Below are 26465 nucleotides of genomic sequence, written 5' to 3'. Positions count from 1 at the left end.
GTTGTCCGGATCGTGCCCGGCTTTTGCAACGTCATGCCGGATTTGCGTTCCCGCGACAATCGGCAACGCGCGCAATGCGTCGCGTGGCCGCCGGCAAATCCCGCCTGTCGGAACATCACGACGATCATCGGGTGAGCCAGCCGTCTGCGAGGTGGGAACCCCGGTATCGTCACGGTGGTGTCGAGCGAACGGACCAGGTGGGTTCACCAGAGTCTTTGCAAGTGGAGGCTGAGCCGCTATCCCTCGCCCAAGGGCCGTCTGCGAATCCGGGCCATTTTCCAGTCACAATGTTGGTGGACGAGATCGCGGGGGCTCAGCTTAATCATGTTGTTTTTGCGATTGCCGACAGCGCTGGCTGGCGCACTTGTGCTCGGAGCATCGAGCTTGGCGCACGCCCAGACGGCTTCGCCCAAGGCGCCACCGAAGGCTGCGCCCGCTCCGCAGCCGAAGGCCGCACCCAAGGCCGACGCAAAGCCGGCGGTACCGAGCATCGGTGGCGCGGAACCGACCTTGATCGGCCAGTACGGTGGATGGGGCGCCTATACGGCGATGCCGGCTGGTAAGAAGGTCTGCTTCGCGCTGGCCAAGCCGACCTCCTCCAAGACCAATCCGGCCAATCGCCCGCGCGACCCCGCCTATGCCTTCGTCTCGACCCGGCCGTCCGAGAAGGTGTTCAACGAGGTGTCGATCATGATCGGCTACGCGCTCAAGCCCGGTGCGGACGGCTCGCTTGACGTCGGCGGTGCGTCCTACGCGATGTACGCCCAGGGCGACGGGCTCTGGATCAAGAACGCGGCGGAGGAGGAACGCATGGTCGAGGCCATGCGCAAGGCGCCCGAGGCCGTGGTCAAGGGCGTCTCGGCCAAGGGCACGGAGACGACGGACGTGTTCTCGCTGAAGGGCCTCGCGCAGGCGCTTGACCGGATTGCCCAGGACTGCCGCCGCTAGCGGCCCGCCGATACCGCCGCTGGTCTTGCGGGTCGCTTTTGGCGGCCGAATTGCTATATAGACCCGTTGAAAGCCTCAGGCCGCAGCGGCCGGGCAGCATTTTGGGCCCCTGGACATGGCAACGACTGCCGGGCTGCGCGACGCCGCCGCGCCCCTCGAAAAGATTCCGCTCGAAACCTACGTGCCGCCGGCCAAGCCGTCGCTGATCGGTCTGTCGCGCGCGGAGCTGGCGGCCAGGCTCGGCGACATCGGCGTGCCGGAGCGGCAGCAGAAGATGCGGGTGCAGCAGCTGTGGCATTGGCTCTACTTCCGCGGCGCCCGATCGTTCGACGAGATGACCTCGGTGTCGAAGGACACGCGCAACGGCCTGGCCGAGCGCTTCACCGTCGACCGTCCCGAGGTCGTGGCCGAGCAGATCTCCAATGACGGCACCCGCAAATGGCTGCTACGGCTGCCGAGCGGCGACGACCTGCAGAAGGCGCACGAGGTCGAATGCGTCTACATTCCGGAGACCGACCGCGGCACCCTGTGCGTCTCTTCCCAGGTCGGCTGCACGCTGAACTGCGCGTTCTGCCACACCGGTACGCAGCGTCTGGTGCGCAATCTCACCGCGGGCGAGATCGTCGGCCAGATCATGGTCGCCCGCGATCGCCTCAATGACTGGGCCGATCGCGAAACGCCGCACGGCAATCGCCTCATCACCAACATCGTGATGATGGGCATGGGCGAGCCGCTGTACAATTTCGAAGCGGTGCGCGACGCGCTGCTGATCGTCTCCGACAACGAGGGCATCGGCATCTCCCGCCGCCGCATCACGCTGTCGACGTCGGGCGTCGTGCCGAACATCAAGCGCGCCGGCGAGGAGATCGGCGTGATGCTGGCGATCTCGCTGCATGCGGTCCGCGACGAGCTGCGCAACGAGCTGGTGCCGCTCAACCGGAAGTATCCGATCGCCGAGCTGCTGCAGGCCTGCCGCGACTATCCGGGCGCGTCAAATGCCCGCCGCATCACCTTCGAATATGTGATGCTCAAGGGCGTCAACGATTCGCTCGACGACGCCAGACTGCTGGTCAAGCTGCTCAAGGGCATTCCGGCCAAGATCAATTTGATCCCGTTCAATCCTTGGCCGGGCTCGGCCTACGAATGCTCGGACTGGGAGCAGATCGAGAAGTTCTCCGAATATGTCTTCAATGCCGGCTACTCCTCCCCGGTGCGCACCCCCCGCGGCCGCGACATCCTCGCCGCCTGCGGCCAGCTGAAGTCGGAAACGGAGAAGCTCTCCGCCAGAGAACGCCAGGCGCTGCGCGCGATGGCGATGACGGATTGATTCTTGATCGTCAGCAATTCCAAGCAACGTCGTCATGCCAGGGCTCATCCATTCCTATCCGCAAAAAGTCTTCAGTGATTGATGGCCGGGTCGAGCCCGGCCATGACGGTTGGAGAGAGCGGTGCCTACCTTGTGCAACACGGGTCTAAATCCATGGCGCTGATCGGCCGCCTGATCGTGATCGCGTTCGCTTTTCTGCTCGCATGCTTCGTCGCGGGGCTGGTCGTGGTGACTGCGATCCTGATCCCGGAATTCTCCGATATCGGCATTGGCCCGATCGACCAGAGCGCGTTCCAGATCATCATTGGCTTCGGCTTCATCTTCGTGTCCGGCTTCGCGCTGATTCCGGCACTGCTGATCGCACTCATCACCGAGGCGTTCTCGATCCGCAGCGTGCTCGCCTATGCCATCGGTGGCGGCGTGGTCGGCGCAGCCTGCTATCTCGGCCTGATCCCGTTCGATCCCGAGACCCTGCATTTCGAGGGCATCGTCCGCCGCCAGCTCGAGATTCTGACCGGCGCGGGGATCCTTGGCGGACTCATCTATTGGCTGATCGCCGGCCGCAATGCCGGCCGCTGGCGCGAACCACCGCCGCAATTGCCTCCGCCGCCTCTCCCACCGGGGGCCCCGCGCTGAGCCTTTCCATCGCCATCCGCTTTCGCTAAACCGCGCGCCATGAACCGGACCGGCCTCTTCATCGCATTGTCGCTCGCGCTCGTCATCGGCGTGCTGTTCGGCGTCTATCCCGAGCTCGACCTCAAGCTCGCCGCGCTGTTCTACGATCCGCATACCCGCAGCTTTCCCGTCAAGCTGGACGGCTATGCCGCGTTCGCGCGCGACGCGGCGATGTGGATCTCCTGGGGCCTCGCTCTCCCCTCGATCATCGCGCTGGTGGTGAAGCTGATCCGGCCCGACCGGCCGCTGCTGATCAAGGGCCGTACCATCGCGTTCCTGCTGCTCACCTTGTCGCTCTCGGCGATCGTGATCACCAACCTCACCTTCAAATCCTATTGGGGCCGGCCGCGCCCGGTCGTCGTCACCGAGTTCGGCGGCGACATGCAGTTTGTGCCGTGGTGGGATCCGCGCGGCGGCTGTGGCCGCAACTGCTCGTTCTTCTCCGGCGAGGGCGCCACCGCGTTCTGGACCTTGGCCCCGGCCGCGCTGACGCCGCCGGCCATCCGTCCGGTCGCCTATGCCGCGGCCGTCCTGTTCGGCCTCGCCACCTCGGTGCTGCGGATGGCGTTCGGCGGCCATTTCTTCACCGACATCACCGCCGCCGGGCTCGTCACCTTTCTCGTGATCTGGCTGCTGCACGGCTATATCTACCGCTGGCCGTCCACGCGGCTGACCGATGCCGGTGTCGATACCGCGCTGACCCGCTTCGCCATGCCGGGTTTCCGGCTGATGCGCCGGCTGTTCGGCCGCCGCCGCCCGGCCGATAGCAGCCCCGCTGCCTGAACAGGCCCCCTGCGGGATTAATCGCGTGCCGAGACGGGCGAAATCTGCTATCCGCGCCCGAATTTCTGAACGGCACAGCCATCAACACCGGTACTTCCCATGACCACGATCCTCAAAGGCCTGCCTACGGGCGAGAAAGTCGGCATCGCCTTCTCCGGCGGCCTCGACACCAGCGCGGCGCTGCTCTGGATGAAGCAGAAGGGCGCGCGCTGCTTCGCCTACACCGCCAATCTCGGGCAGCCCGACGAGTCCGACTATGACGAGATCCCGCGCAAGGCGATGAGCTTCGGCGCCGAGAAGGCGCGCCTGGTCGATTGCCGCACCCAGCTGGTGCATGAGGGCATCGCCGCGATCCAGTCCGGCGCCTTCCACATCTCGACCGGCGGCGCGACCTATTTCAACACCACGCCGCTCGGCCGCGCCGTCACCGGCACCATGCTGGTGGCCGCGATGAAGGAGGACGGCGTCAACATCTGGGGCGACGGCTCGACCTACAAGGGCAACGACATCGAGCGCTTCTACCGCTACGGCCTGCTGACCAACCCGAACCTCAAGATCTACAAGCCCTGGCTCGACCAGCAGTTCATCGACGAGCTCGGCGGCCGCGCCGAGATGTCGGCATTCCTCACCGCCCACGGCTTCAATTACAAGATGAGCGCCGAAAAGGCGTATTCGACCGACAGCAATCTGCTCGGCGCCACTCACGAGGCGAAGGATCTCGAAAGCCTGTCGAGCGGCATCCGCATCGTCAATCCGATCATGGGCGTGCCGTTCTGGCGTGAGGACTGCGCGGTGAGGCCCGAGACCGTCGTGGTGCGCTTCGAGGAAGGCCAGCCGGTCGCGCTGAACGGCCAGACATTCACAGATCCCGTCGCGCTGTTCCTGGAGGCCAATGCGATCGGCGGCCGCCATGGCCTGGGAATGTGCGACCAGATCGAGAACCGCATCATCGAGGCCAAGAGCCGCGGGATCTACGAGGCGCCCGGCATGGCGCTGCTGCACATTGCCTATGAGCGGCTCGTCACCGGCATCCACAACGAGGATACGATCGAGCAGTACCGCATGAGCGGCATGAAGCTTGGCCGTCTGCTGTATCAAGGCCGTTGGTTCGACTCGCAGGCCTTGATGCTGCGCGAGACCGCGCAGCGCTGGGTCGCCAGCGCCATCACCGGCGAGGTGACTTTGGAGCTGCGCCGCGGCAACGACTACTCGCTGCTCAACACCGAGAGCCCCAACCTGACCTATCAGCCGGAGCGGCTGAGCATGGAAAAGGTCGAGGACGCCGCCTTCACGCCCGCCGACCGTATCGGCCAGCTGACCATGCGCAACCTCGACATCACCGACACCCGCACCAAGCTGAAGCTCTATTCGGACACGGGCCTGCTGTCTGGCGCGGAGGGCGCTCAAATTTTCCAGCTCGGCCATGACAAGGGCGACAAGAGCTGAGCGGAGCGTTTCGCAGCGAGACGCGCACCACGTTCTCCGGCGTCGCCCCGGCGAAAGCCGGGACCCATAACCACCACTTGCAATGGTGAAGGCTGGCTGTTGCTACAGCCATCGCAAAACTGAACCCGGTGGGTATGGGTCCCGGCTCAAGGCCGGGACGACACCGAAGTTCTTGGCCGAGATCGCGCCTCACCCCCGCCGTCGTCCCGGCGAACGCCGGGACCCATAATCGCCGGCGGATGTGTTAACCCGGCTATCGCTCCAGCCATCGCAAAACTTGACTCGGTGGTTATGGGTCCCGGCTCAAGGCCGGGACGACACCGGGGTTCTCGGCCGAGATCGCGCCTCACCACCGCCGTCGTCCCGGCGAACGCCGGGACCCATAAACACCGGCGGATGTGTTGACCCCGCTATCGGTCCAGCCATCGCAAAACTTGACTCGGTGGGTATGGGTCCCGGCTCGAGGCCGGGACGACACTGAATTTGGCGTTTGCATCAGCAAAAATGGCCGGGATTTCTCCCGGCCATTTTCATTTCGGTTCGTCTCCGCGCCTTATCGCGGCGGCGCGACGCCCGGGGGCGGCGGCGGCAGGGCGGCCTGGCCGCCGTTGAGCAGCGGGGTGATGCGGCGGACCGTGACGCGGCGGTTGATGCGGCTCGGTCCCTGGGTCTGCTCCTTCAGGTACTGCTCGCCATAGCCCTGCGACGTCAGGTTCTCGGCGGGGACACCGAATTGCTGCGTCAGCAGGGTCGCAACCGATTCGGCGCGACGGTCCGAGAGCGACAGGTTGTCGGTCTCGTTGCCGACCGCGTCGGTGTGGCCCTCGATCAGGTAGACCTCGCGCGGATTGCGCTGGATCGCCTGGTTGAGGCCGTCGGCGATGACCTGTAGCTTCGCTACCTGATCAGGCGCGATCTCCCACGATCCCGTGTCGAAGGTGATCGTGTTGAGATCGATTGACGGCATCAGCTGGCGCACCGAGGGCGAGTAGCGGACTTCGTCGAGCGAGTAGCGCCGCTGCACGCGCTCCACCGGCGGCGCGATCAGCGTGTCGTAGATGACATCCGGCGGCGCCTCCTCAGCGTCGACAATGTAGCGGTTGTAGGGGATGCGGATCTCCGGCGGCGGCAGCTCGACATAGAAGCCGCCGACCGCCTGCGGATCGCGGTAGGTGTTGTCGATGATGATGATCTCGCGACCACCGATGTCACGGCGGATACGGCGCAAGAGCCGTCCGTCAGGCGCGGTGATCGTGACGATCTGGCTGCCGTCGGGGCGGAACACGACCGTGCGCGTCTCGCCGCGATCCTCCCGCTCCACGCGGATGTCGCGGGCACCGAATCTGAAGCGCTCGAGCTCATCGTGGCGCACGAACTCCTGTCCGCTCGGGTCGCGGACAATGACGCGGCCGGGCTCGTAGATCACCGTGCGGCCACCCTCCTGGACCTCGCGGCGCTGGCCGCGGAAGTCGTCGAGGCGCTGCGGACCAGGCAGCGCGGCGCCAGGAGCGATCGGCGTGAGCTGCTGAGGCGTGGGTGGCGGCGGAGCCGGGATCGGCGCGGCCACCTGCGGCGGCGGCCGGTTCGACATGGCCGGAGGACCGGCCTGCGGGACCGCTCCGGGCCCGGCTTGCGGCGCGCCGGGGCCGGCGGGCGGACCACCAGGTCCGGGGCCAGGCCCGGCCACGGGCGGTGGTCCACCTGCCCCGCCCGGAGGCGTGCCGGGGCGTCCACCCTGGGGCGGATTTCCCGCAACCGGAGGCGTGCCGGGCGCTGGAGTTTGCGCGGCCGGCGGCGTGCCCGGCGCGGGCGTCACCGTGCCAGCCGGAGGCGTCGGCGCACCGCGCGGCGGCGGTGCGCCCTGCGGAGCGCCAGGAGGCGGTCCGCCGGCCCCCAGGCCGGCCTGGGCGCTGCTCGGCGCCAGGCGACGGCGGGGTCTGGCCCGGCGCCGGAGGCGGCAAGGGCGTAGCGCCCGGCGGCGGCGAATGCGGTGGCGTGGCCCCACCAGCCGCAGGCGGCGGCGGGGGCGAGCCAGGCCTCGGACCTGGAGCGGCGCCGGGAGGCGGCGCCTGCGTCGCCGCTGGCGGCGGAGGCGGTGTGGTCGGACGCGCCGGTTCACGCGGCGGCGGCGGCGCGGCAACGGGAGGCGGCGGCGGTGGTGGTGTCGGACGCGCGGGCTCCCGCGGAACCACAGGGGGTGGCGTCGGCGAATGCGCAGGCGGAGCCGCGGCGGGAGGCGGCGGAGGTGCTGGCGGCGTCGGACGCGGCGGTGCTGCAGCGGGCGGCTCGGCGCGCGGCGGCGGAGCGGCCGGGCGCGGCGGTTCGGCCCGCGGCGGCGGGGGAGGCGGCGGAGCCGGACGTGGCGGCTCGGCGCGCGGAGGCGGCGGCGCAGGCGGCGGAGGTGCCGGGCGCGGTGCGGCTGCAGGCGGTGGCGGCGGGGGCGGCGCGGCCTGATGCGGCGGCGCGGCCGGCGGCGCAGCGCCAGGACCTGGGCGTTGCGGCTGGCCCTGCGGGGGCTGGCCGTGCGGCGGCTGCTTCGGTCGACCGTCGGGACCGACCTCACCACCCGGCCCGCCCGGACCTTGCGCGATGACCATGGGCGCGCTCTGCGCGTGGGATGCGGTGATCGTCAGCTGCATCGCCGACAGGGCGGTCGTCGCAAGCAGCAGAACGCGAAGTTTGCTCATCTGTGTTGGTGTCCCGAAACGTTCTTTTTGAAGCACGGCGTGATCAACGTTTATGCGTTAGGCTGGATTGTGGCGCAGTTCAAATCCGCGGCGGGATTTATTTCGACGCGAAACAGCCGCTTGCCTGCCGCCATTCATGTATCATTCAGTCTTGAATTTCAAAGGCTTGGCAGAACGCGACGCGCCGAAAGCCGGCGTGCGCCGGCTCTCCTTCTGTCCATCATGATCAAGGATCAATCGCGGTCAATCCGTGACCGGACCTTCATCCGTGACCGGACTTGGCGTGGTTGGACCAAGCGGCCCGCGCCCCGGCACTTCGTCCGGCGTCTGGCCCGGGAGCTCGCGCGGCGGCGCCGGTGTGTCCGGCTCGTGCACCGGCGGCGGCACTTCGGGACTCGGGTGTCCGACCGGATCCTCCGGCGGCGGCTCGACGGGATGACCCGGCGTCGCCGGCGGAATCTCGGGAGGTTCGATCGGCATCACATCGCGACCTTGCGGTTGTCGCCGACATCGGGGCGCGTGTTGGTGACCGCGGCGGCGGCCATCTTGACGTAGCTGATCACGGTGCCCGGCGAATCCCAGAACTCGGCATCATCAGGCGTGATCTTCAACAAGCGAATGTTGGGATCCTCGGCGCTGTCCCACCATGCCTTCGCCGTCGTCGTGAACAGATCACGGATCTTGGCGCGATCGTTCGAAATCGTCGCGGTCCCCGTCAACGAAACGTATTTCTGGCTGCCGGCATCGGCGAAGGACAGGTTCACCTGCGGTGCGCGGGCGATCTCCTCGTCCTTGTGGTGACGGGCGTCGGTGAGGAAATAGATCAGGCCTTCGTCGCGGGCGAGGTAGGCGCTCATCGGCCGCGCGCGCAGTTTGTCACCGTCCTTCGTGACCAGCATGGCGAAGCCGATCTTCTTCATCAGCTCCCAGACGCGATCCTGATCGCGCGTGTCGTCGTTGCTCATGGTTCGCTCCCTGGATGTCAGGGGCGATAACGTCGCGTCGGGCCGCGATGTTCCGGTCTCGACGCAGGAACCCGACGGCGTGCGCGGATCAGCCGCGCAGCAGCAGCGTGTTGCTGCGGGTCCGGCCGACCTCGCGATAGCCGCGGCGGATCATGTCGGCGAGACAGTCGTTCTGCCATTCGTCGCGCGACAGATGCTCGATGACGACCGCACGCGGCCACAGCGTCTGCGGTGCGTCGCGGAAGAAGCAGGTCAGCACGCGGTCCTCGAAGCCCTCGACGTCGATCTTCAATGCATCGACCTTGGTCGCGCCGGCCTGTTCGAGAATGGCCTGCAAGCGCAGCGATGGGACCTTGAACGCCTCGGCACCCGCCGTGCCGACCACGATGTGGCTGGCGCCGAGATTGTCGCCGTCAGTCTCGATCATGACCTCGCCGTCGCTGTCTCCCGCCGCGGCCGCGACCAGCCTGACCTGCGACAGCGCCGATGCGTCGCGATTGAAGCTCAACCGCGCATGCGTGACCGGATGCGGTTCGACCGCGATCACGCGGCCCGCAGGCCCGACGTGGCGCGCCAGCGGCAGCGCGAACGTTCCCACATTGGCGCCGACATCGACGGCCGTGCCGGCGGGCGGCACGTGGCTGCGCAGAAAATCCAGCTCCTCGCGATTGTAGTCTGGATTGAACAGCGCGCCGCGCTCGGTGGCGCTGAGCTGATGATAGAAGCGGAAATTGGCGCCCTGATAGCTGACGTCGACGGGACCGGCGCGCAGCAGGTTGACAGCGCGCGTCAGCATCGGCCGGAAAGCACCCCGCTTCAATCCGGATCCGTGCGCGAGCCGGATCACCAGCGCCTGCGCGGCATTCGGAGCGAAAGCCCCGAAGGGCGGCGGCGAGGGATCGTTGTCGGGCGTCAAGGTCGCGTCCTGGAATGAGGGCGCCGAGTGATAGCCGGTTTTGCTGCCCAGTCCAATGCAGCCGGCGTGGCCACTTTGTGGTCTCACCGGGGCCGATCAGACCGCCTTGCGCTGGCGCAGGAAGCGGCCGATCAGGCGACGCTTGCCCTTGCGCGGAATGAGATCGATGTCGCTGACAAGCCTGGCGCCGCCCTTGCGCCGCTCCAGTACGATCTTGCGGCTATGAAAGGCCTCGAGCTCGGCCCGATGCGCGACGCTGACGATTGTGGCCTTCGGCAGCTCGTTCGTGACCATCTGCATCATCTTGTCCTGGCTCTTCTCGTCGAGCGCCGAGGTCGCCTCGTCGAGCACGACGATGTCAGGGCCATGCAGCAGCAGCCGCGCGAAGGCCAGGCGCTGCTTCTCGCCACCGGACAGGGTCTGGTCCCACGGCGCCTCCTCCTCGATGCGGTCCTTGAGGTGGTCGAGGCCGACCTTGTGCAAGGCTTCGCCAACCTGCTCGACGCTCCAGTCCTCGGCGGCGCCGGGATAGGCCACCGCCCGGCGCAGGCTGCCCGAGGGCACATAGGGCCGTTGCGGCAACATGAAGAGGCGGCGGTCAGGATGGAAGTTGATGCTGCCGCCGCCCCACGGCCACAGGCCGGCGATCGCGCGCACCAGCGTGCTCTTGCCCGTTCCCGATTCGCCGGCGACCAGCAGCCGCTCGCCGGGATCGACCACGACCTCGGTCTCGCCGACCACGGCCTTGCCGTCGTCGAGCGTGACCGAGAGATCGTTCAGGCTGAGCATCGCCTCCCCCGTGGTCTCGCCGCGCTTGATGCGGCCGACACCGTCGCCGCGCTCGGCACGCTCCAGCGCATCGAGCGACATCATCAGCGAGGCGATGCGCCGCGCGCAGGCGTTCCAGTCGGCGAGACGCGGATAGTTGTCGACCAGCCAGCCGAACGCGGTCTGCACGATCGTGAACGCGCTGGCTGCCTGCATCACCTGGCCGAGCGTCATGCTGCCGTCGAGGAATTTCGGCGCGCACAGCAGCAGCGGCACGACGGGGGCGATCAGGCTCGAACCCTGCGACACCAGCGTCGTGCGCATGTGCTGGCCGGCGAGCCGGGCCCATTGCTGCAGCACGTTGCCGAACGTCCGGTCGATCCCGGCGCGCTCCTCGGTCTCGCCGCCGAGCAGCGCTATGCTTTCGCCGTTCTCGCGCACGCGCGTCAGCGTGTAGCGGAAGTCGGCCTCGGCCTGGTTCTTGTCCTCCGAGGTCTGCACGAAGCGGCGGCCGATCGCCATGATCGAGCCTGAGGCGATCACGGCATAAACGACGGCAGCGATCACCAGGAAGCCGGGAATGGTGAGCTCGCTGCCGCCGAGACGCAGCGTGAGCGCGCCGCCGATCGTCCACAACACGACGATGAAGGTGGCGGCGGACAGCAGCGCCGACGTTACTCCGGCGACGAAGTCGACGGGTGAATCGGTGGCGATGCGCAGATCCTCGGCGATACGATATTCCGGGTTCTTGTGATCGCCGCTGACCAAATTGAGTTGGTAGTAGCGCCCGCTCGTCAGCCATCGCGTGATCACGCTGTTGGTCAGCCAGGCGCGCCACCGTCGCTGGATCGCCATCCGCGCGTAGACCTGGGCGACGGCGAGAATGACGCTGCCGATCGCCAGCGGGAAGAAGATCGCGGTGAGGTGAAACACCGTTGCGGCGTCGCGCTTCTCGATCGCATCGAAGATCGATCGATTCCAGACGTTGATGCCGTATTGAAAGGCGACAGTGCCGACGATGAGCATCAGGAGGCCGATCGTGAACGGCCAGGCGAGACGATCGCCGGCCCGGCCCCAATAGCCCCGCGCGCTGATCCAGAAACGCGTGAGCAGATAGCGCTTGCGGACCTGCTCGGCCTCCTCTGGCGACAACTCCGGGTCGGGCTCGACCACCTCGGGCGGCGGCGGTTCAACCTGATCACCGTTTTCAGCGGCGATCTCGATGATCGGCCCCTTCACAGGCTCCGACGTGACGGGCCGCTCGATGTCCTGGATCTGTCCCATGTCGCGATAACCGGAACCCACATAGAAGGTTCCGCATCCGGGTTCCGCTGGCCGCCGCGCTCAGCGGACCTCCGAGTTCGGCGCCACCGGCGGGGCGCCATACAGCGGCACCGGCACGACCTTGTGAAGCACGCGCGACAATTCCTCGATCGAGTACGGCTTGCGCAGCAGCTCGAATCCATTGGTGCCCTGCTGAGCCAGCACATGGCTGTAGCCGCTGGCGAGCACGACGGGGATGTTGAGCTCGAGCCGGCGGATCTCCTCGGCGAGCTCGAGGCCCGTCATCCCCGGCATCACCACGTCGGTAAACACGACATCGAACCGGCTGGCGCCGTCGATCAGTTCCTCCAGCGCGTCCTTGGCATTGTCGACCAGAGTGGTCAGGTAGCCGAGCTCGGCGAGCGCTTCGGTGGCGGACCGGCCGACGTCGATGTTGTCCTCGACGACCAGCACCGACATGCCGCGGCCGGTGATCGGCACCGCGTGGCCGGGAGCCGCGTGATGCTGATCCTGCATCGGAGCGACACGCGGCAAATACAGAGTGAAGGTGGCGCCTCGGCCGACCTCGCTGACGACGCCGATCTCGCCGCCGGACTGCTTGGCGAAACCGAACACCTGCGACAGGCCGAGGCCGGTGCCCTGCCCGATTGTCTTGGTGGTGAAGAACGGCTCGAAGATGCGCCCGACCTGCTCCTGCGGAATGCCGACACCGGTGTCCTGGACGGCGATGGCGACATAGCCGAGCGGCGGACGGTCATGCGGCGCCACCGGCGTCGGGAGATCCGGTGCGGGCACCACGGTGATGCTGAGCAGGCCCTGGCCGGCCATCGCGTCGCGCGCATTGACGGCCATGTTGATCAGCGCAGTCTCGAACTGGCCGGCATCGGCGTTGACATAGCACGGCTCGTCCGGGACCGAGGTGACGATCTCGATCCGCGAGCCGACCAGCGTCTTGGTCATGTCGCGCAGGGTGACGACGCTGCGGCCGATGTCGAACACTTCGGGTTTCAGGGTCTGCCTTCGCGCGAAGGCCAGGAGCTGCGACGTCAGCTTGGACGCACGCGCCACGGTATCGGAGATGGCGTCGATGTAGCGCTGCCGACGCTCGTCCGGCAAATTCGGCCGGCGCAGCAGATCGGCCGAGGCGCGGATCACCGTCAGCAGGTTGTTGAAATCGTGAGCCACGCCGCCGGTCAGCTGACCGAGTGCCTCCATGCGCTGGCCGTGCTTGAGCGCGTCCTCGGCTTCGAGGCGGCGGGCGGCTTCGATGTAGAAGCGCTCGGTGCGCCGGCGCGCGAGGGTCAGAAACACCACCAGCAGCGCGGTCGCCGGGATGCCGAAGATGAGGTGACGGCTCATTGTCCCGAGCCAGCGGTTTCGGATGGTCGCGGTCTCCAGGCCGGCGGCCACATAGACCGGGTAGCCCGGGAGCCGCTGATAGCCGACCCGCCGCTCGATGCCATCCCGCCGCGATGTCTCGGTGACCAGCTGCTCGGTATCCGCCGCGCCCGCCGGTATATCGTTCGGGGCCGGACCCGCGCTGCGCTCGGCGGCCGGAAAACGCGCCAGCGTCAGCCCGTCGAACCGCTTCAGGGCGAAGTAGCTGCCGGGGGCGCGGCCGATGCGGGCATAGAAGTGCTCGAAATAGTCCGGCAGCACCGACGCCTGGATGATGCCGGTGAAGCTGCCGTCGTCGGATTGGCGGCGGCGGCTGACGCTGAAGAAGGCCGCGCCGGGATAGGGCGAGCGCGGCGTCAACGGCGCGCCGATGAAGGTGCCGATGCTGTCCTTGACGTGGGCGCTGAAGTAGTCGCGGTCCAGGAACGACACCTCCGGCGCCGGGTAGATCAGGCTGTTAACCAGCGGCCGGCCGTTGGCGTCGAACACCCAGGCCGACTTCATCTGCGGCAGCGAGTCGGACAATTGCCGGAGCCGGACATGCAGCGCCTGCTCGCGGGTCTTGATATCGGAGTCCGAGAGATCGCGGACGATCTCGTCGATCTCGGACAGGCTACGTTCGATAGTCTCGAACACCTTGAGCGCATGCTCGTGGACGACGTCGAGCGAGCGGCGGATCTCGCGGTCGGCTTCGTCGGTGGTCGCACCGTAGGAGACGTAGGCAGCGACCAGGAACAACGCGATCGGCAGCGCCAGCGACGCGACCATCATCCAGCGCAGCATCGTCAGCGATTTGCGTTGTGCGGTCTGCACGGTCGCTCCGGCCCCAGAAGGCTGAGAGCTTATCGCAATCGGCGTCAGCTACAAAATCAGCTGCGCCCGGAACTTCCGACGGGCCCGGGCGCAATGATATATTACCCTTGCTGCTCGGTCAGATCTGCCGCTCGACCAGCTTGAGCTTCAGCTCGGCGATCGCTTCGGCCGGGTTGAGCCCCTTCGGGCAGGCCTTGGCGCAGTTCATGATCGTATGGCAACGGTACAGACGGAACGGATCCTCGAGATTGTCGAGCCGCTCGCCGGTCGCCTCGTCGCGGCTGTCCTTGACCCAGCGCGTCGCCTGCAAAAGCGCTGCCGGTCCGAGATAGCGCTCGCTGTTCCACCAGTAGCTCGGGCACGAGGTCGAGCAGCAGGCGCACAGGATGCACTCGTAGAGGCCGTCGAGCTTCTCGCGATCCTCGTGGGTCTGCTTCCATTCCTTCTGCGGCGTCGGCGTGGTGGTCTTCAGCCACGGCTCGATCGAAGCGTATTGCGCGTAGAAGTTCGTGAGGTCGGGCACGAGGTCCTTCACCACCGGCTGGTGCGGCAGCGGGTTGATCTTGACCGCGCCATCCTTCACGTCGTGCATCGAGCGCGTGCAGGCCAGCGTATTCTGGCCGTCGATGTTCATCGCGCAGGAGCCGCATACGCCTTCGCGGCAGGAGCGGCGGAAGGTCAGCGACGGATCAATGTGGTTCTTGATCCAGATCAGGCCGTCGAGCACCATCGGACCGCAATCATTGACGTCGACGTAATAGGTGTCGACGCTCGGATTCTTGCCGTCGTCCGGATTCCAGCGATAGACCTTGAACTCGCGGACTTCGGTGGCGCCCGCCGGCTTCGGCCAGGTCTTGCCGCCGGTGATCTGGGAATTCTTCGGAAGTGCGAACTCAGCCATTTCGATAGGCCTTCTCAGGTTTTGACGGACGGGCTCGGCACACGCGCGATCAGTAGACGCGTGCCTTCGGCGGAATATACTGCACGTCGTTGGTCATGGTGTAATTGTGCACCGGGCGGTAATCGATCGTGGTCTTGCCGTCCTTGTTGTCGATCCACGCCAGCGTGTGCTTCATCCAGTTCTTGTCGTCGCGATCTGGGAAGTCCTCGCGGGCGTGGGCGCCGCGGCTCTCGGTGCGATTGACCGCGGAGTCCATCGTCACCACCGCCTGCGCGATGAGGTTGTCGAACTCCAGGGTCTCGATCAGGTCCGAATTCCACACCAGCGAACGGTCCGACACGGCGATGTCACCGATGCCGCCATACACCTTGTGAATCAGGTTATGACCTTCCTGCAGCACCTCGCCGGTGCGGAACACGGCGCAGTTGGTCTGCATCACGTGCTGCATGCTCTCGCGCAGCTTCGCGGTCGGCGTGCCGCCGGAGGCGTAGCGATAATGGTCGAGCCGGCTGAGGGCCTTGTCGGCCGAGTCCTTTGGCAGATCCGGCTGCTTGCCGTTCGGCGTCAGCTTCTCGGCCAGCCGCAGCGCGGCGGCGCGGCCGAACACCACGAGGTCGATCAGCGAGTTGGAGCCGAGCCGGTTGGCGCCGTGCACGGACACGCAGGCCGCCTCGCCCACCGCCATCAAGCCCGGGACGATCGCGTTGTCGTCGCCGTCCTTCTTGGTCAGCACCTCGGCGTGATAGTTCGTCGGGATGCCGCCCATGTTGTAATGCACCGTCGGCACGATCGGGATCGGCTCGCGAGTGACGTCGACATTGGCAAAGATCTTGGCCGATTCGGAAATGCCGGGCAGACGCTCGGCCAGTACCTTCGGATCGAGATGGTCGAGATGCAGGAAGATGTGATCCTTCTTCTTGCCGACGCCGCGGCCTTCGCGGATCTCGATGGTCATCGCGCGCGAGACGACGTCGCGCGAGGCGAGGTCCTTGGCGGAGGGCGCATATCGCTCCATGAAGCGCTCGCCCTCGGAATTGACGAGGTAGCCGCCTTCGCCGCGCGCGCCTTCGGTGACCAGACAGCCCGAGCCGTAAATGCCGGTCGGGTGGAACTGCACGAACTCCATGTCCTGCAACGGCAGGCCGGCGCGCAGCGCCATACCGCCGCCGTCGCCGGTGCAGGTATGCGCCGAGGTGCAGGAGGCGTAGGCGCGGCCGTAGCCGCCGGTCGCCAGGATGGTGGTCTGAGCGCGGAAGCGGTGCAGGGTGCCGTCGTCGAGCTTGATCGCGATGACGCCGCGGCAGGTGCCCTGGTCGTCCATGATCAGGTCGATGGCGAAGAACTCGATGAAGAACTCCGCGGCATGGCGCAGCGACTGGCCATACATCGTGTGAAGCATCGCGTGACCGGTCCGGTCGGCCGCGGCGCAGGTGCGCTGCGCCTGGCCCTTGCCGTAGTCCATGGTCATGCCGCCGAACGGGCGCTGGTAGATCTTGCCGTCCTCGGTGCGCGAGAACGGCACGCCCCAATGCTCGAGCTCATAGACGGCGTCCGGCGCGTTGCGGACCATGTATTCGATGGCGTCCTGGTCACCGAGCCAGTCGGAGCCCTTGACGGTGTCGTACATGTGCCAGCGCCAGTCGTCCTGGTGCATGTTGCCGAGCGAGGCCGAGATGCCGCCCTGCGCCGCCACGGTGTGCGAGCGGGTCGGGAACACCTTGGTGATGCAGGCCGTGCGCAGGCCCGCTTCGCTGCAGCCGACGACGGCGCGCAAGCCCGCGCCGCCGGCGCCGACCACGACGACATCGTAGGTGTGGTCCTCGATCGGATAGGCTTTTCCGTTCGTCGCGGGCGCGCCGTTCGCGCTGCCATTTGCTCCGCCGGCCATTCGCTAGACTCCAGTGGACAGTTTGATGAGGGCGTAGATCGAGGCGATCGCCACGGTCACGGCAAAGAAGTTGTTGCCCATGATCGCGATGAGTTTGAGCGACTCGGTGTGCACGTAGTCCTCGATGATCACCTGCATGCCGATCTTCATGTGCCAGCAGCTGGCGACCACGAACAGCAGCATGATCAGCGCGATCGGCAGCGAGCCGAGGATCTGCGCAGCACCGGCCTGGTTGCGGCCGAGCAGCATGATGACGACGACGACGACCGGCACGATCAGCAGGGTCATCGCGACCGCGGTGATGCGCTGACGCCAGAAGTCTCCCGTGCCGGAGTGAGCCGCACCGAGGTTGCGGACGCGGCCCAGCGGGGTCCGCATCGATTTTGCGCGCGCGTCGCTCATCGGCCACCTCCAACGGCGTAAGCCACGATCCACACCAGAACGGTCAAGGAGATGCCGCCGATCAGTGCACCCCAGGTCAAAGTCTCACGTTCGTTGGGCTTGAAGCCGTAACCGAGGTCCCAGACGAAGTGACGAATGCCGGACAGCAGGTGATGCAGCAGCGCCCAGGTGTAGCCGAACACGATCAGGCGGCCGAGGAAGCTGCCCATGAAGCCCTGGACATAGGAATAGGCGCTGGGGCCGGACGCGGCGGCGATCAACCACCAGGCCAGCAGCAGCGTCCCGAAATAGAGTGCAACACCCGTGGCGCGGTGGACGATCGACAAGATCATCGTCAGCGTCCAGCGGTAGGTTTGCAGATGCGGCGAAAGCGGTCGTTCGATCCTGGCTGTCATTGGTTGCTTTGATGATTTCTTGTGGGCCGTGAACGGAAGGGGCTTGCGGCCGTGTGGGATCGGCAGGCGGGCTTTATTTACGGAGAAGGAACAGGTGTTGCAACGGACAAATGGCCCGAATCCGAACAGTGATTCAGTACTACGTGACCGATGAAAAAAGGATCAATGTCCGTCGTGGTATACCAGAGCCGAACCAACCCATCATGCAGCGAATTTCTGTTCACTTCTAACTCCTCAACACTGCTGCAGCGAACTCCGGACAACTAGTAAATAACGCAGATCGTAGAGCATTGATTCACCGCTTAACTACGGGCCTGCCTAAGCCGGTTTCGCGCGGTGCGAGCTCGACAGGCCAATGATTCTGCAAGGCTGCCCGGAAGGATTCGCGGGGCGAAAAAAGGCTCGCAAGGGAAGCCGGCGCTTTGCGCCGGGGCAAGTCGACGCCAACGTCCCCGTTCCTGCAGCCGCACTCCCGTTCTCGCGGCTGCTCGATTTTGCCGCATGTCCGGTGCGGGCGGCGTGACCTAGTCTGCGACGAGAAACGGACAGATGAGACGCGCTGCAGGGAGGTCCGATGCCCGTTCCCACCGTCCGGCCGAGTCCCAGGGAACTCCAGGCGGCGCTGCCCGTCCGCAAAGTGTCCTTGCAGGAGCCGGCCGAGGAGCCGTTGACCTGCATCCTCGGCTTCACGGCCGCCGGGCTGTTCGCCGCATGCCTGGCCATCGCCATCCAGCACGAGATCGCCTGGCTCGCCGTGGTCAAGCTCGCGCTGATCTGCGCCGCGCCGCCGCTGGCCGCGCTTGCGGGTCTTGCGATTGCGCGGCGGCGCTAAGCCGCCGTCACTTCGTATAAATGTCCTTGTACTGGTCACGCAGCACGTTCTTCTGCACCTTGCCCATGGTGTTGCGCGGCAGTTCATCGACGACGAACACGCGCTTGGGCATCTTGAACTTCGCGAGCCGGCCATCGAGCCCCTTGAGCACGCCGACCTCGCTGACATCGGCGCCTGGCTGGCGCACCACGACGGCGGTGACACCCTCGCCGAAATCGGCATGCGGCACGCCGATGACCGCGGACTCGACCACGCCCGGCATGGCGTCGATCTCGCTCTCGATCTCCTTCGGATAGACGTTGAAGCCGCCGGAGATCACCAGATCCTTGCCGCGGCCGACGATGTGGACGTAGCCCTGCGGATCGATCTTGCCGAGGTCGCCGGTGATGAAGAAGCCGTCGGGGCGGAATTCCGATTTGGTCTTCTCCGGCATCCGCCAATAGCCCTTGAACACGTTCGGACCCTTCACCTCGATCATGCCGATGTCGTCGCGCGCGAGTTCCTTGCCAGTCTCGGGATCGGTGACGCGCACGGAAACGCCCGGCAGCGGGAAGCCGACCGCGCCGGGCACCCGCTCGCCCGCATAGGGATTCGACGTGTTCATGTTGGTCTCGGTCATGCCGTAGCGCTCGAGCACGGCATGGCCGGTCCGCGCAAACCACTCGCGATGCGTGTCGGCGAGCAGCGGCGCCGAGCCGGAGATGAAGAGCCGCATGTGGCTGGTCGTCTCCTTGCTCAGCCGCGGGTTCTGCAGCAGCCGCGTGTAGAAGGTCGGCACACCCATCAGCACCGTGGCACGCGCCATCAGATTGATAATGAGATCCGGATCGAGCTTCGGCAGGAAGATCATCGACGCCCGCGCGAACAGCGTCACGTTGCTGGCCACGAACAGGCCGTGGGTGTGATAGATCGGCAGCGCGTGGATCAGCACGTCGTCCCTGGTGAAGCGCCAGTAGTCGATCAGGGTCAGCGAGTTCGAGGCGAGATTGTCGTGGGACAGCATCGCGCCCTTGGAGCGGCCGGTCGTGCCGGAGGTGTAGAGGATCGCGGCGAGATCGTCCGGGGCACGCGGCACGGTGATGAACGCGGTCTCCGCCTTGTCCGCGGCGTCGGTCAAAGAGCCCCTGCCCGACGCATCCAGCGTTTCCACCTTGGCGCCGACCTTGGCCGCGAGGGCGCCGATGCCCTCGGCCTTCGAGGGATCGCACACCACCACGGTCGGCTCGGCATCGCCGATGAAATAGTCGAGCTCGTTGAGGGTGTAGGCGGTGTTGAGCGGCAGGTAGACGCCGCCGGCACGGACCGTGGCGAGATAGAGCACGAGGCCCGACACCGACTTCTCGGTCTGCGCCGCGACGCGATCGCCCGGCTTCACGCCCCGCGACACCAGCACATTCGCCATCTGTCCCGCGCGGGCGACCAGGTCGCCATAAGTGATGCGCTGTCCGTCGTGGGTCTCGATCGCGAGCCGGCTGGGATCGTCGAGACCATCGAACAGGCGGGCGAACAGATTGGTGTTGGCGGCGTGGTTCATGCAAACATTCCCCTCAAGAGCGCGGCCGGGCCGGCGGTTTCAGCCGGCGGAACATCGGGCTCGACGAAGACGAAAAGGGCCGGGACGGATGGCAGCGGCGACGTCGCCGGGATTGCCGTCTCTGATCGAGGCTGCCTTAGCAAAAACGCCCTTTCGAAGGCAACGGGAGACGCTGGGATATGACCAAGGGGAAACGAATCGCCTGGATCACGGGCGGCGGCACGGGGATCGGCGAGGCCGGAGCGCTGGCGCTGGCGGCAGATGGCTGGACGGTGGTGGTGTCCGGCCGGCGCAAGGCGGTGCTGGATGCCGTGGTGGCCCGGATCGTGGCGGATGGCGGCACGGCGGAAGCCATCGCGCTCGACGTCGCCAAGTCCGCCGACGCGCAGGCCGCGGCCGACGCCATCCTGATGCGTCACGGCCGCATCGACCTGCTGGTCAACTCCGCCGGCGTGAACGTGCCGCGGCGGCGCTGGGACGACATGACGCTCGACGGCTGGAATCAGCTGGTCGAGATCAATCTCAACGGCGTGCTGTATTGCATGAAGGCGGTGCTGCCGGCGATGCGCAAGCAGCGGGACGGCACCATCATCAACGTCTCGTCCTGGGCCGGGCGCCACGTCTCGAAGATGCCGGGCCCGGCCTACACTTCGACCAAGCACGCGGTGCTGGCGCTGACGCATTCGTTCAACATGGAGGAATGTATCAACGGCCTGCGCGCCTGCTGCCTGATGCCGGGCGAGGTGGCGACGCCGATCCTGGAACAGCGCCCGGTCGTGCCGAGCGCCGAGGAGCAGGCCCGGATGCTGCAGCCGGAGGATCTCGGCCGGACCATCGCGTTCGTGGCCAGCATGCCGCCGCGGGTGTGCGTGAACGAGATCCTGATCAGCCCGACATGGAATCGGGGATTCATCCAGACGCCGGCGAACAGGGAGTGAGGGGCGCGCAACGACGCGGTCGTTGCGAGGCGCCAGCGCAAGCAGAGGCCTTTTTGAGCGACGTGAAGACCACTCTGGTTCCCAGCAATCGGTGTCGTCCCTGCGAACGCAGGGACCCATACCGCGTGATGTGAGAAACAGGCAGGCGGCCAATCCCGTGCCAACCAATTGACCCCTGCGGTTATGGGTCCCTGCGTTCGCAGGGACGACAGTGGGTATTGGCGTTGGCAGCGTTGCCTCCGAGAATGAGTGGATGCGCGCGAGGACGTTCTCGCGACACGATGCGCCCGAGCTGTGCTGAAACCTGTCGCCCTCATCAACAGAGGGCGCGGGGAAGGCCGGGCGCTGGCCGCGCCCGTGGCCCGCCTGCAGAAAGAAAAGCAGGCGGCAGTCACCACAGGTCTGGCCGAGAACGCCCGGCCTTCCCCGCGCAACGGTTTTAACGGCTGCTTCGCGTTCTCCCTGGTGCGCCGGCTTGCTGGCCACCATCACGGGCGCGACACGCTGAAGGCATCGCCACCCGCTTGATATCAGCGTCGGGATATCAGGACCGCGCGACTTGACCGTGCGTGCATCACCGTTCGTCCGCGCGAATGATCACGCTGCGCCGACACACGCCCATCGCATCCCCCTGCCAACGTCTCGTGACGGTCGCGACACGCCCCTCTTGCGGCAGCGAGGACGCGCGGAAATGTGCGACTGATTTGCCCGTCGGTGCAAGGGCTGATGCTGCGACAGACTAACACGACGGGCAATTTGAGCATGGGAGGGATGCGGGCGAGGCGCATGAGACGAATGCGATCGTGGCGACAGCTCATGTGAGCCGAGCTATCCGCCGCGCGGAAGGTCGGCTCCCCTCCCCCTTGCGGGGAGGGAAGTGCACCGTCCAACTGATCGGCAGTGGGGGCTCTAGCCGCCTTTACAAGCGTCGTCCTTCACCCGCCTCAGAACGACGTGCCGCCGCCGAACCGGAATTCCTGCACGACGTCGTATTTGCCCTTGGTCAGCGGCACCGCATAGTCGAAGCGGAGCGGGCCGAACGGGGAGGCCCAGATCAGGCCGACGCCGACGGAGGAGCGGACGACCTTGCTGTCGTCATATTGCATCGCGCATTTGCATGCGGACGTGTTGACCTCGCCGGTGGCGGCCCATGACGTCGGGCCCTGGTAGCCCCACAGCGAACCGGCGTCGGCGTAGACCGAGCCTTTCAGGCCGATCTCCTTCGGCAAGAACCAGAACGGCATCTGCAACTCGGCGGAGGCGCCCCAATATTTAGTGCCACCGAGCGCGTCGCCCGTCGCGCCGAAGCTGCGATAGGTGATGTCGCGCGGGCCGATGCCGTTGGCGGCGAAGCCGCGGACCAGCGTCGGACCCATCTGGTAATGATCGAGCATGCGCAGGTCCTTGTCGCCGATCTTCTCGAGCACGCCGCCCTGCAGATGGATGACGCTGACGATCTCGGAGACCAGCAGCGTGAAATATTTGGCGTCGACCGCCGATTTCAGATAGCTCACATTGCCGCCGACGCCGGCGAAATCCTGGCGCCAGTCGATCAGGAGGCCTTCGGTCGGGTTCTTGGTGTTGTCGAGCGTGTTGTAGGTCAACGTATAGCCGAGCGCCGAGGTCAACGAGGCGCCTTGGTTCAGCTCCTTGCGCACCGCCAGGCTCGATTCGCCGTCGCCGTAGCAGCCGTAGCCATAGACGCCTGACGTGGTCGAGTTGGTCGGGTCGACGCCGCCGAGCACGCTCTGGATATAGGCCGGTGTCGGATTGAAGGCGAGCAGGCCGTTTGCCGCGTTGTTGTTGCAGTTCGCCAGATAGGACGGCAGGGTGATCTCCTGCCGATATAGCGAGTAGCGCAGCTGCAGAGACAGGTCCTCGCGGAGCTGGAAGCCGAGCCGCGGGCTGAAGCCCACGGTGCGGGTGCCATAGCTGGTGTAGCTGTTGGCGAGCTGCTGGCGGTAGGAGACGTCGAGGCCGAGCGCGACGCGGTAGTCGAGGAGATAGGGCTCGACGAAGGACAGCGACACGCCGCGCGCATACTGGCCGTACGTCACCGACGCCTTGGCGAACAGGCCGCGGCCGAGGAAGTTGCGCTCGGAGATCGACACTTCGGCGAGCGCACCGTCGGTGGTCGAATAGCCGCCGGAGATCGAGAAGTCGCCGGTCGACTTCTCCTCGAGATTGACCACGAGGATCACGCGATCGCTCGACGAGCCCGGCTCGGTCGCGATCTTGACGTCCTTGAAGAAGTCGAGGTTCTTCAACCGCCGCTCGGCGCGGTCGACCAGCGCGCGGTTGTAGGCGTCGCCCTCGGAGATATCGAACTCGCGCCGGATCACATAGTCCCGGGTGCGGGTGTTGCCGCGGATCGAGATGCGCTCGATATAGGTGCGCGGGCCCTCGTCGACGGAGAACACGATCGCGACCGTATGGGCCTCGAGATTGCGGTCGCCGCGCGGGCGCACCACGGCGAAGGCGAAGCCGCGGCGCGAGGCCTCGATCTGCATCTCCTCGACCGATTTCTCGAGCTGCTCGACGTTGTACAGCGCTCCGACATTGACGCGCGAGTAGCCGCGCAAGGTGTTGCCGTCGAGGGCTGCGATGGTCGATTGGAACTGGACCGAGCCGACGCGGTATTGCTGGCCCTCCTCGATCTGGAAAGTGACCAGGAAGCCCTTCTGTTCCGGATCATATTCAGTGAGCGCGGCGACGACCTGAACGTCCGCATAGCCGTTCTTCAGGTAGAAGCGGCGGATGAGATCGCGGTCGGCCTCGACGCGGTCGGGATCGTAGATGTCGTTGCTGGCGAGGAAGCTGAGCCAGTTGGTGGCGCGGGTCTTGATGATGTCGCGCAGGCGCGTGGCGGAAAAGGCTTTGTTGCCGACGAAGTCGACCGATTTCACGCTGGTCTTGACGCCCTCGACCACGGTGAAGACGAGATCGACCCGATTGTTCGGCTGCTCGATGATCTCCGGCGTGACGCGGACGTCATAGCGGCCGGAGCGGCGGTAGATTTCGGCTATGCGCTGCGCGTCCGACTGCACCATCGGCCGCGACAGCGTGCCGCGCGGCTTCGACTGCACCTCGGCGCTGAGCTGCTCGTCCTTGACTTTCTTGTTGCCCTCGAAGGCGACGCGGCCGATCACCGGATTTTCGACCACCCGCACGATGAGCCGGCCGCCCTGACGGTCGATCTTCACGTCGGCGAACAGGCCGGTCTCGATCAGCGCCTTCAGGCCGTCGTCCACCTGGCCGGCATCGAGCGCGCCGGACGGGCCCGGCTTGAAGTAGGAGCGGATGGTATCGGCCTCGATGCGGCGGTTGCCCTCGACGGTGATCGACGTCGCCGCAACAGCAGGTGCCGCCACCGCCATGCGGGGCAGCGACGAAACGGGCATGGCCAGCAGCATCAGGGCAAGCACGCCCGGCAGTCTCAGACGCATCATCGACGCTCTTTCGAAAGGAAGTCCCCGGCGCACCTTGCGAGTGTCGGCACGCCCATGGGAATCGCTGATGCCCGTCAAAGATGGTCGTGATGCGCCAATCTCGTTTCGTGAAATGTCGATTGATGCGCTACGTGACCGGATGTTTCTCGATGGAAAAATTCGGTGCGCGATGCCGCCGCGAGTCGCCGGCGGCGACTAATAAGAGTGGCGTCCACGCCGGGACCGGAATGCCACGCTGGCCGCTGACATTTCCGTTAAGCCTTTGGCCGGCTGCCGCCGCATTCGGCTTGTTCCGACATCAAATTCTACAAATCAACGAACACCGGCAATACGCCGGAAAAGCGACCATGCTACACGCTTCTCATCCGAACTAAGCCCCCAAGTGGTTCGGCCAAGGCCCGGTGCGCAAAGATTCCCATTCTTATTCCGGCGCACCGGGCCACCCATTTTTCAGTAGCACTCGATATCGCATCAACAAGCGCAGTGCCCGTGACTGCGCCCTCTCCCCTTGCGGGAGAGGGCATGTAGGCCAGTCCGGCAAACTCGGTTGGGTGAGGGGTCTCTCTCCACGAGTGTCGTCCGCGGAGAGAGACCCCTCACCCAACCGCATCCGCGGATGGGCCGTACATGCCCTCTCCCGCAAGGGGAGAGGGCGCTGTATCTCGCAGTCCGCCTTCGGCGACGGCTTTGGCCCTACGGTTCCCTCCGCTGCCGCCCGAATCGCCACAATGTCGGGCTCTGTTGCGAAATTGCCTCTGGATCGGCTAGCGAAAAACCATCAAAACGGTCGGCAGCGCCGATGGTTAATCGCGTCTTAACCTCGCCCCACCTATGGTGACCGCAAAGGCACCGGTTCATGGGCGATCGGCGGCTTCCACTGGTTTGGCGCGCGTTTACGTATGGCAATGACCGCTTCATCCCCCGCGCCCGCTGGCGCCAGCCATTCGGAGAGCGAACGCTCGCCGTTTGCGCGGCTGAACGAGCTGCTCGCCCCGTATTCTCCCGGCAAACCGATGATCACGCTCGCGGTCGGCGAGCCGCAGCATCCGGTGCCGGATTTCGTCGGTCCCGTGCTGGCGCAGCACATCGCCGATTTCGGCCGCTACCCGGCCGCCAAAGGCATCGAGCCGTTTCGCAAGGCGGCGGCCGCCTGGCTGTCGCGCCGATTCGCGCTGCCGCGGCCGATCGATCCCGAGCACGAGATCCTGGTCCTGAACGGCAGCCGCGAGGGCCTGTTCTTCGCCGCGCATGCCGCGCTCCGCCATGTCGGCCCGCGCCGCGGCAGACCGGCGATCCTGATGCCGAACCCGTTCTATCCGGTGTACGGCGTCGGCGCCCGCACGGCGGGCTGCGATTCCATCTATCTGCCGACAACGCGCGACAACGGCTTCCTGCCGGACCTCGATGCGATCGACGAGGCGACCTTGGCGCGCACCGTCGCGTTCTACATCGCGACGCCGGCCAATCCGCAAGGCTCGGTGGCTTCAGCGGACTACATGCGCAAGCTGGTCCAGCTCGCCAAGACTTACGGCTTCCTGATCTTCAGCGACGAATGCTATTCGGAGATCTACACCAAGACGGCGCCCGGCAGCATGCTCGAGCATGCCGGTCCCGACTACACCAATGTCGTCGCGTTCCAGTCGCTGTCGAAGCGCTCCAACGTGCCGGGCATGCGCATCGGCTTCGCCGCCGGCGATCGCCGCTTCCTCGCCGCCTTCCACGAGCTGCGCAATGTCGCCGCACCGCAGGTGCCGGTGCCGCTGCAGCACGTCGCGGTCGCGGCCTATGCCGACGAGGATCACGTCGAGGCGAACCGGCGGCTGTACCGTGCCAAGTTCGACCTCGCCGACCAGATCATCGGCAATCGCTACGGCTACACGCGGCCCGACGGCGGCTTCTGCGTCTGGCTCGACGTCGCGGACCGCGGCGGCGACGCAGACGTGGCGCTGCGGCTCTATCGTGACGCCGGCGTGCGCGTGGTGCCCGGCAGCTATCTGGCGCGGCCGCAACCCGACGGCTTCAATCCGGGCGTCGGCTATATCAGGCTGGCGCTGGTGGCCGATGCCGCCTCGACCGGCGAGGCGCTGCACCGGCTGGTCGAGACTCTCGGATAATC

At 66.2% G+C, this 26465-nt stretch carries 23 protein-coding genes; 11 read left to right on the top strand and 12 right to left on the bottom strand.

Features of this window, described 5'->3' with window-relative positions:
• Window positions 1–324 precede the first annotated feature (324 nt).
• From BRADO_RS01185 to argG, 5 genes are all read left to right on the top strand, one after another.
• Window positions 325–948 (top strand): invasion associated locus B family protein, encoded by a 624-nt coding sequence (locus tag BRADO_RS01185; protein ID WP_041755973.1) that lies wholly within the window; start codon window positions 325–327, stop codon window positions 946–948.
• A gap of 115 nt (window positions 949–1063) precedes the next feature.
• Complete coding sequence (gene rlmN / locus BRADO_RS01180; RefSeq protein WP_011923495.1) at window positions 1064–2275, top strand: 23S rRNA (adenine(2503)-C(2))-methyltransferase RlmN; 1212 nt, start codon at window positions 1064–1066, stop codon at window positions 2273–2275.
• A gap of 153 nt (window positions 2276–2428) precedes the next feature.
• On the top strand, window positions 2429–2911 hold the full coding sequence (locus tag BRADO_RS01175; RefSeq protein ID WP_011923494.1) for a hypothetical protein: 483 nt from the start codon (window positions 2429–2431) through the stop codon (window positions 2909–2911).
• A 39-nt stretch (window positions 2912–2950) separates the two neighbouring features.
• A complete protein-coding gene (locus BRADO_RS01170; protein WP_011923493.1) occupies window positions 2951–3733 on the top strand; it encodes a phosphatase PAP2 family protein in 783 nt (260 codons plus the stop codon).
• Between the two features lie 99 nt (window positions 3734–3832).
• The gene (argG, locus tag BRADO_RS01165) at window positions 3833–5179 is read left to right on the top strand and encodes an argininosuccinate synthase (protein ID WP_011923492.1); all 1347 of its coding nucleotides are present in this window, start codon (window positions 3833–3835) and stop codon (window positions 5177–5179) included.
• Window positions 5180–5732: 553 nt separating this feature from the next.
• Here the strand turns inward: argG and BRADO_RS35955 are convergent.
• Window positions 5733–6770, bottom strand: a complete 1038-nt coding sequence (locus tag BRADO_RS35955; RefSeq protein ID WP_173363524.1) for an OmpA family protein — start codon at window positions 6768–6770, stop codon at window positions 5733–5735.
• A 399-nt stretch (window positions 6771–7169) separates the two neighbouring features.
• Here BRADO_RS35955 and BRADO_RS35950 point away from each other — a divergent pair, with 399 nt between their 5' ends.
• Window positions 7170–7772 (top strand): hypothetical protein, encoded by a 603-nt coding sequence (locus BRADO_RS35950; RefSeq protein WP_041755972.1) that lies wholly within the window; start codon window positions 7170–7172, stop codon window positions 7770–7772.
• A 337-nt stretch (window positions 7773–8109) separates the two neighbouring features.
• Here the strand turns inward: BRADO_RS35950 and BRADO_RS01150 are convergent, their stop codons facing one another.
• From BRADO_RS01150 to sdhC, 9 genes are all read right to left on the bottom strand, one after another.
• The gene (locus tag BRADO_RS01150; RefSeq protein ID WP_041755971.1) at window positions 8110–8346 is read right to left on the bottom strand and encodes a hypothetical protein; all 237 of its coding nucleotides are present in this window, start codon (window positions 8344–8346) and stop codon (window positions 8110–8112) included.
• Window positions 8346–8831, bottom strand: coding sequence for a pyridoxamine 5'-phosphate oxidase family protein (locus BRADO_RS01145; protein ID WP_011923489.1), 486 nt, complete (start codon window positions 8829–8831; stop codon window positions 8346–8348). Before BRADO_RS01145 ends, BRADO_RS01150 begins: the two co-directional genes overlap by 1 nt.
• 88 nt (window positions 8832–8919) lie before the next feature.
• The gene (locus tag BRADO_RS01140) at window positions 8920–9747 is read right to left on the bottom strand and encodes an FkbM family methyltransferase (protein ID WP_011923488.1); all 828 of its coding nucleotides are present in this window, start codon (window positions 9745–9747) and stop codon (window positions 8920–8922) included.
• Window positions 9748–9843: 96 nt separating this feature from the next.
• On the bottom strand, window positions 9844–11799 hold the full coding sequence (locus BRADO_RS01135) for an ABC transporter ATP-binding protein/permease (protein ID WP_041755970.1): 1956 nt from the start codon (window positions 11797–11799) through the stop codon (window positions 9844–9846).
• Window positions 11800–11859: 60 nt separating this feature from the next.
• On the bottom strand, window positions 11860–14010 hold the full coding sequence (locus tag BRADO_RS01130; protein WP_011923486.1) for an ATP-binding protein: 2151 nt from the start codon (window positions 14008–14010) through the stop codon (window positions 11860–11862).
• 118 nt (window positions 14011–14128) lie between these two features.
• Window positions 14129–14911: a succinate dehydrogenase iron-sulfur subunit gene (locus BRADO_RS01125; protein ID WP_006613010.1), complete on the bottom strand. Its 783-nt coding sequence runs from the start codon at window positions 14909–14911 to the stop codon at window positions 14129–14131.
• A 49-nt stretch (window positions 14912–14960) separates the two neighbouring features.
• Entirely contained in the window at window positions 14961–16799 is a 1839-nt protein-coding gene (gene sdhA / locus BRADO_RS01120) for a succinate dehydrogenase flavoprotein subunit (protein WP_011923485.1), read from the bottom strand.
• 3 nt (window positions 16800–16802) lie between these two features.
• Entirely contained in the window at window positions 16803–17177 is a 375-nt protein-coding gene (sdhD, locus tag BRADO_RS01115) for a succinate dehydrogenase, hydrophobic membrane anchor protein (RefSeq protein ID WP_011923484.1), read from the bottom strand.
• A 20-nt stretch (window positions 17178–17197) separates the two neighbouring features.
• Window positions 17198–17596: a succinate dehydrogenase, cytochrome b556 subunit gene (gene sdhC, locus BRADO_RS01110; protein WP_011923483.1), complete on the bottom strand. Its 399-nt coding sequence runs from the start codon at window positions 17594–17596 to the stop codon at window positions 17198–17200.
• A gap of 574 nt (window positions 17597–18170) precedes the next feature.
• Here sdhC and BRADO_RS01105 point away from each other — a divergent pair.
• Window positions 18171–18428 (top strand): hypothetical protein, encoded by a 258-nt coding sequence (locus tag BRADO_RS01105; protein ID WP_041755966.1) that lies wholly within the window; start codon window positions 18171–18173, stop codon window positions 18426–18428.
• Window positions 18429–18435: 7 nt separating this feature from the next.
• Here the strand turns inward: BRADO_RS01105 and BRADO_RS01100 are convergent, their stop codons facing one another.
• Window positions 18436–19962 (bottom strand): malonyl-CoA synthase, encoded by a 1527-nt coding sequence (locus tag BRADO_RS01100; protein WP_011923481.1) that lies wholly within the window; start codon window positions 19960–19962, stop codon window positions 18436–18438.
• Between the two features lie 179 nt (window positions 19963–20141).
• On the opposite strand from BRADO_RS01100, the gene BRADO_RS01095 reads away from it, so the two are divergent.
• Both BRADO_RS01095 and BRADO_RS35645 read left to right on the top strand, forming a co-directional pair.
• Window positions 20142–20900 (top strand): SDR family oxidoreductase, encoded by a 759-nt coding sequence (locus tag BRADO_RS01095; RefSeq protein WP_011923480.1) that lies wholly within the window; start codon window positions 20142–20144, stop codon window positions 20898–20900.
• Window positions 20901–21149: 249 nt separating this feature from the next.
• Entirely contained in the window at window positions 21150–21428 is a 279-nt protein-coding gene (locus tag BRADO_RS35645) for a hypothetical protein (RefSeq protein ID WP_244422947.1), read from the top strand.
• A 416-nt stretch (window positions 21429–21844) separates the two neighbouring features.
• Here the strand turns inward: BRADO_RS35645 and bamA are convergent, their stop codons facing one another.
• Complete coding sequence (bamA, locus tag BRADO_RS01090; protein WP_011923479.1) at window positions 21845–24349, bottom strand: outer membrane protein assembly factor BamA; 2505 nt, start codon at window positions 24347–24349, stop codon at window positions 21845–21847.
• A 67-nt stretch (window positions 24350–24416) separates the two neighbouring features.
• Here bamA and BRADO_RS35850 point away from each other — a divergent pair, with 67 nt between their 5' ends.
• Both BRADO_RS35850 and BRADO_RS01085 read left to right on the top strand, forming a co-directional pair.
• Window positions 24417–24548, top strand: coding sequence for a hypothetical protein (locus tag BRADO_RS35850; RefSeq protein WP_256374579.1), 132 nt, complete (start codon window positions 24417–24419; stop codon window positions 24546–24548).
• A gap of 700 nt (window positions 24549–25248) precedes the next feature.
• Window positions 25249–26463 carry an aminotransferase class I/II-fold pyridoxal phosphate-dependent enzyme gene (locus BRADO_RS01085; protein WP_011923478.1) on the top strand — a complete coding sequence of 405 codons (1215 nt, stop codon included), beginning with the start codon at window positions 25249–25251 and terminating at the stop codon, window positions 26461–26463.
• Window positions 26464–26465: the final 2 nt, after the last annotated feature.

The organism is Bradyrhizobium sp. ORS 278 (assembly GCF_000026145.1).
Taxonomy (GTDB): Bacteria; Pseudomonadota; Alphaproteobacteria; order Rhizobiales; family Xanthobacteraceae; genus Bradyrhizobium.
Note: the sequence above shows the minus strand (reverse complement) of the source record. Positions and strands in the feature narration are given on the sequence as shown.

What these genes read in the sequence shown, in the direction of transcription:
- BRADO_RS01105 (WP_041755966.1), top strand. Translation starts at nt 18,171, where the DNA reads ATGCCCGTTCCCACCGTCCGGCCGAGTCCCAGGGAACTCCAGGCGGCG.
- BRADO_RS01145 (WP_011923489.1), bottom strand. Translation starts at nt 8,831, where the DNA reads ATGAGCAACGACGACACGCGCGATCAGGATCGCGTCTGGGAGCTGATG.
- BRADO_RS01135 (WP_041755970.1), bottom strand. Translation starts at nt 11,799, where the DNA reads ATGGGACAGATCCAGGACATCGAGCGGCCCGTCACGTCGGAGCCTGTG.
- BRADO_RS01185 (WP_041755973.1), top strand. Translation starts at nt 325, where the DNA reads ATGTTGTTTTTGCGATTGCCGACAGCGCTGGCTGGCGCACTTGTGCTC.
- BRADO_RS01170 (WP_011923493.1), top strand. Translation starts at nt 2,951, where the DNA reads ATGAACCGGACCGGCCTCTTCATCGCATTGTCGCTCGCGCTCGTCATC.
- BRADO_RS35850 (WP_256374579.1), top strand. Translation starts at nt 24,417, where the DNA reads ATGCCCGTCAAAGATGGTCGTGATGCGCCAATCTCGTTTCGTGAAATG.
- BRADO_RS35955 (WP_173363524.1), bottom strand. Translation starts at nt 6,770, where the DNA reads ATGTCGAACCGGCCGCCGCCGCAGGTGGCCGCGCCGATCCCGGCTCCG.
- BRADO_RS01095 (WP_011923480.1), top strand. Translation starts at nt 20,142, where the DNA reads ATGACCAAGGGGAAACGAATCGCCTGGATCACGGGCGGCGGCACGGGG.
- BRADO_RS01100 (WP_011923481.1), bottom strand. Translation starts at nt 19,962, where the DNA reads ATGAACCACGCCGCCAACACCAATCTGTTCGCCCGCCTGTTCGATGGT.
- sdhA (WP_011923485.1), bottom strand. Translation starts at nt 16,799, where the DNA reads ATGGCCGGCGGAGCAAATGGCAGCGCGAACGGCGCGCCCGCGACGAAC.
- BRADO_RS01175 (WP_011923494.1), top strand. Translation starts at nt 2,429, where the DNA reads ATGGCGCTGATCGGCCGCCTGATCGTGATCGCGTTCGCTTTTCTGCTC.
- rlmN (WP_011923495.1), top strand. Translation starts at nt 1,064, where the DNA reads ATGGCAACGACTGCCGGGCTGCGCGACGCCGCCGCGCCCCTCGAAAAG.
- BRADO_RS01150 (WP_041755971.1), bottom strand. Translation starts at nt 8,346, where the DNA reads ATGCCGATCGAACCTCCCGAGATTCCGCCGGCGACGCCGGGTCATCCC.
- BRADO_RS01085 (WP_011923478.1), top strand. Translation starts at nt 25,249, where the DNA reads ATGGCAATGACCGCTTCATCCCCCGCGCCCGCTGGCGCCAGCCATTCG.
- argG (WP_011923492.1), top strand. Translation starts at nt 3,833, where the DNA reads ATGACCACGATCCTCAAAGGCCTGCCTACGGGCGAGAAAGTCGGCATC.
- BRADO_RS01125 (WP_006613010.1), bottom strand. Translation starts at nt 14,911, where the DNA reads ATGGCTGAGTTCGCACTTCCGAAGAATTCCCAGATCACCGGCGGCAAG.
- sdhC (WP_011923483.1), bottom strand. Translation starts at nt 17,596, where the DNA reads ATGACAGCCAGGATCGAACGACCGCTTTCGCCGCATCTGCAAACCTAC.
- sdhD (WP_011923484.1), bottom strand. Translation starts at nt 17,177, where the DNA reads ATGCGGACCCCGCTGGGCCGCGTCCGCAACCTCGGTGCGGCTCACTCC.
- bamA (WP_011923479.1), bottom strand. Translation starts at nt 24,349, where the DNA reads ATGATGCGTCTGAGACTGCCGGGCGTGCTTGCCCTGATGCTGCTGGCC.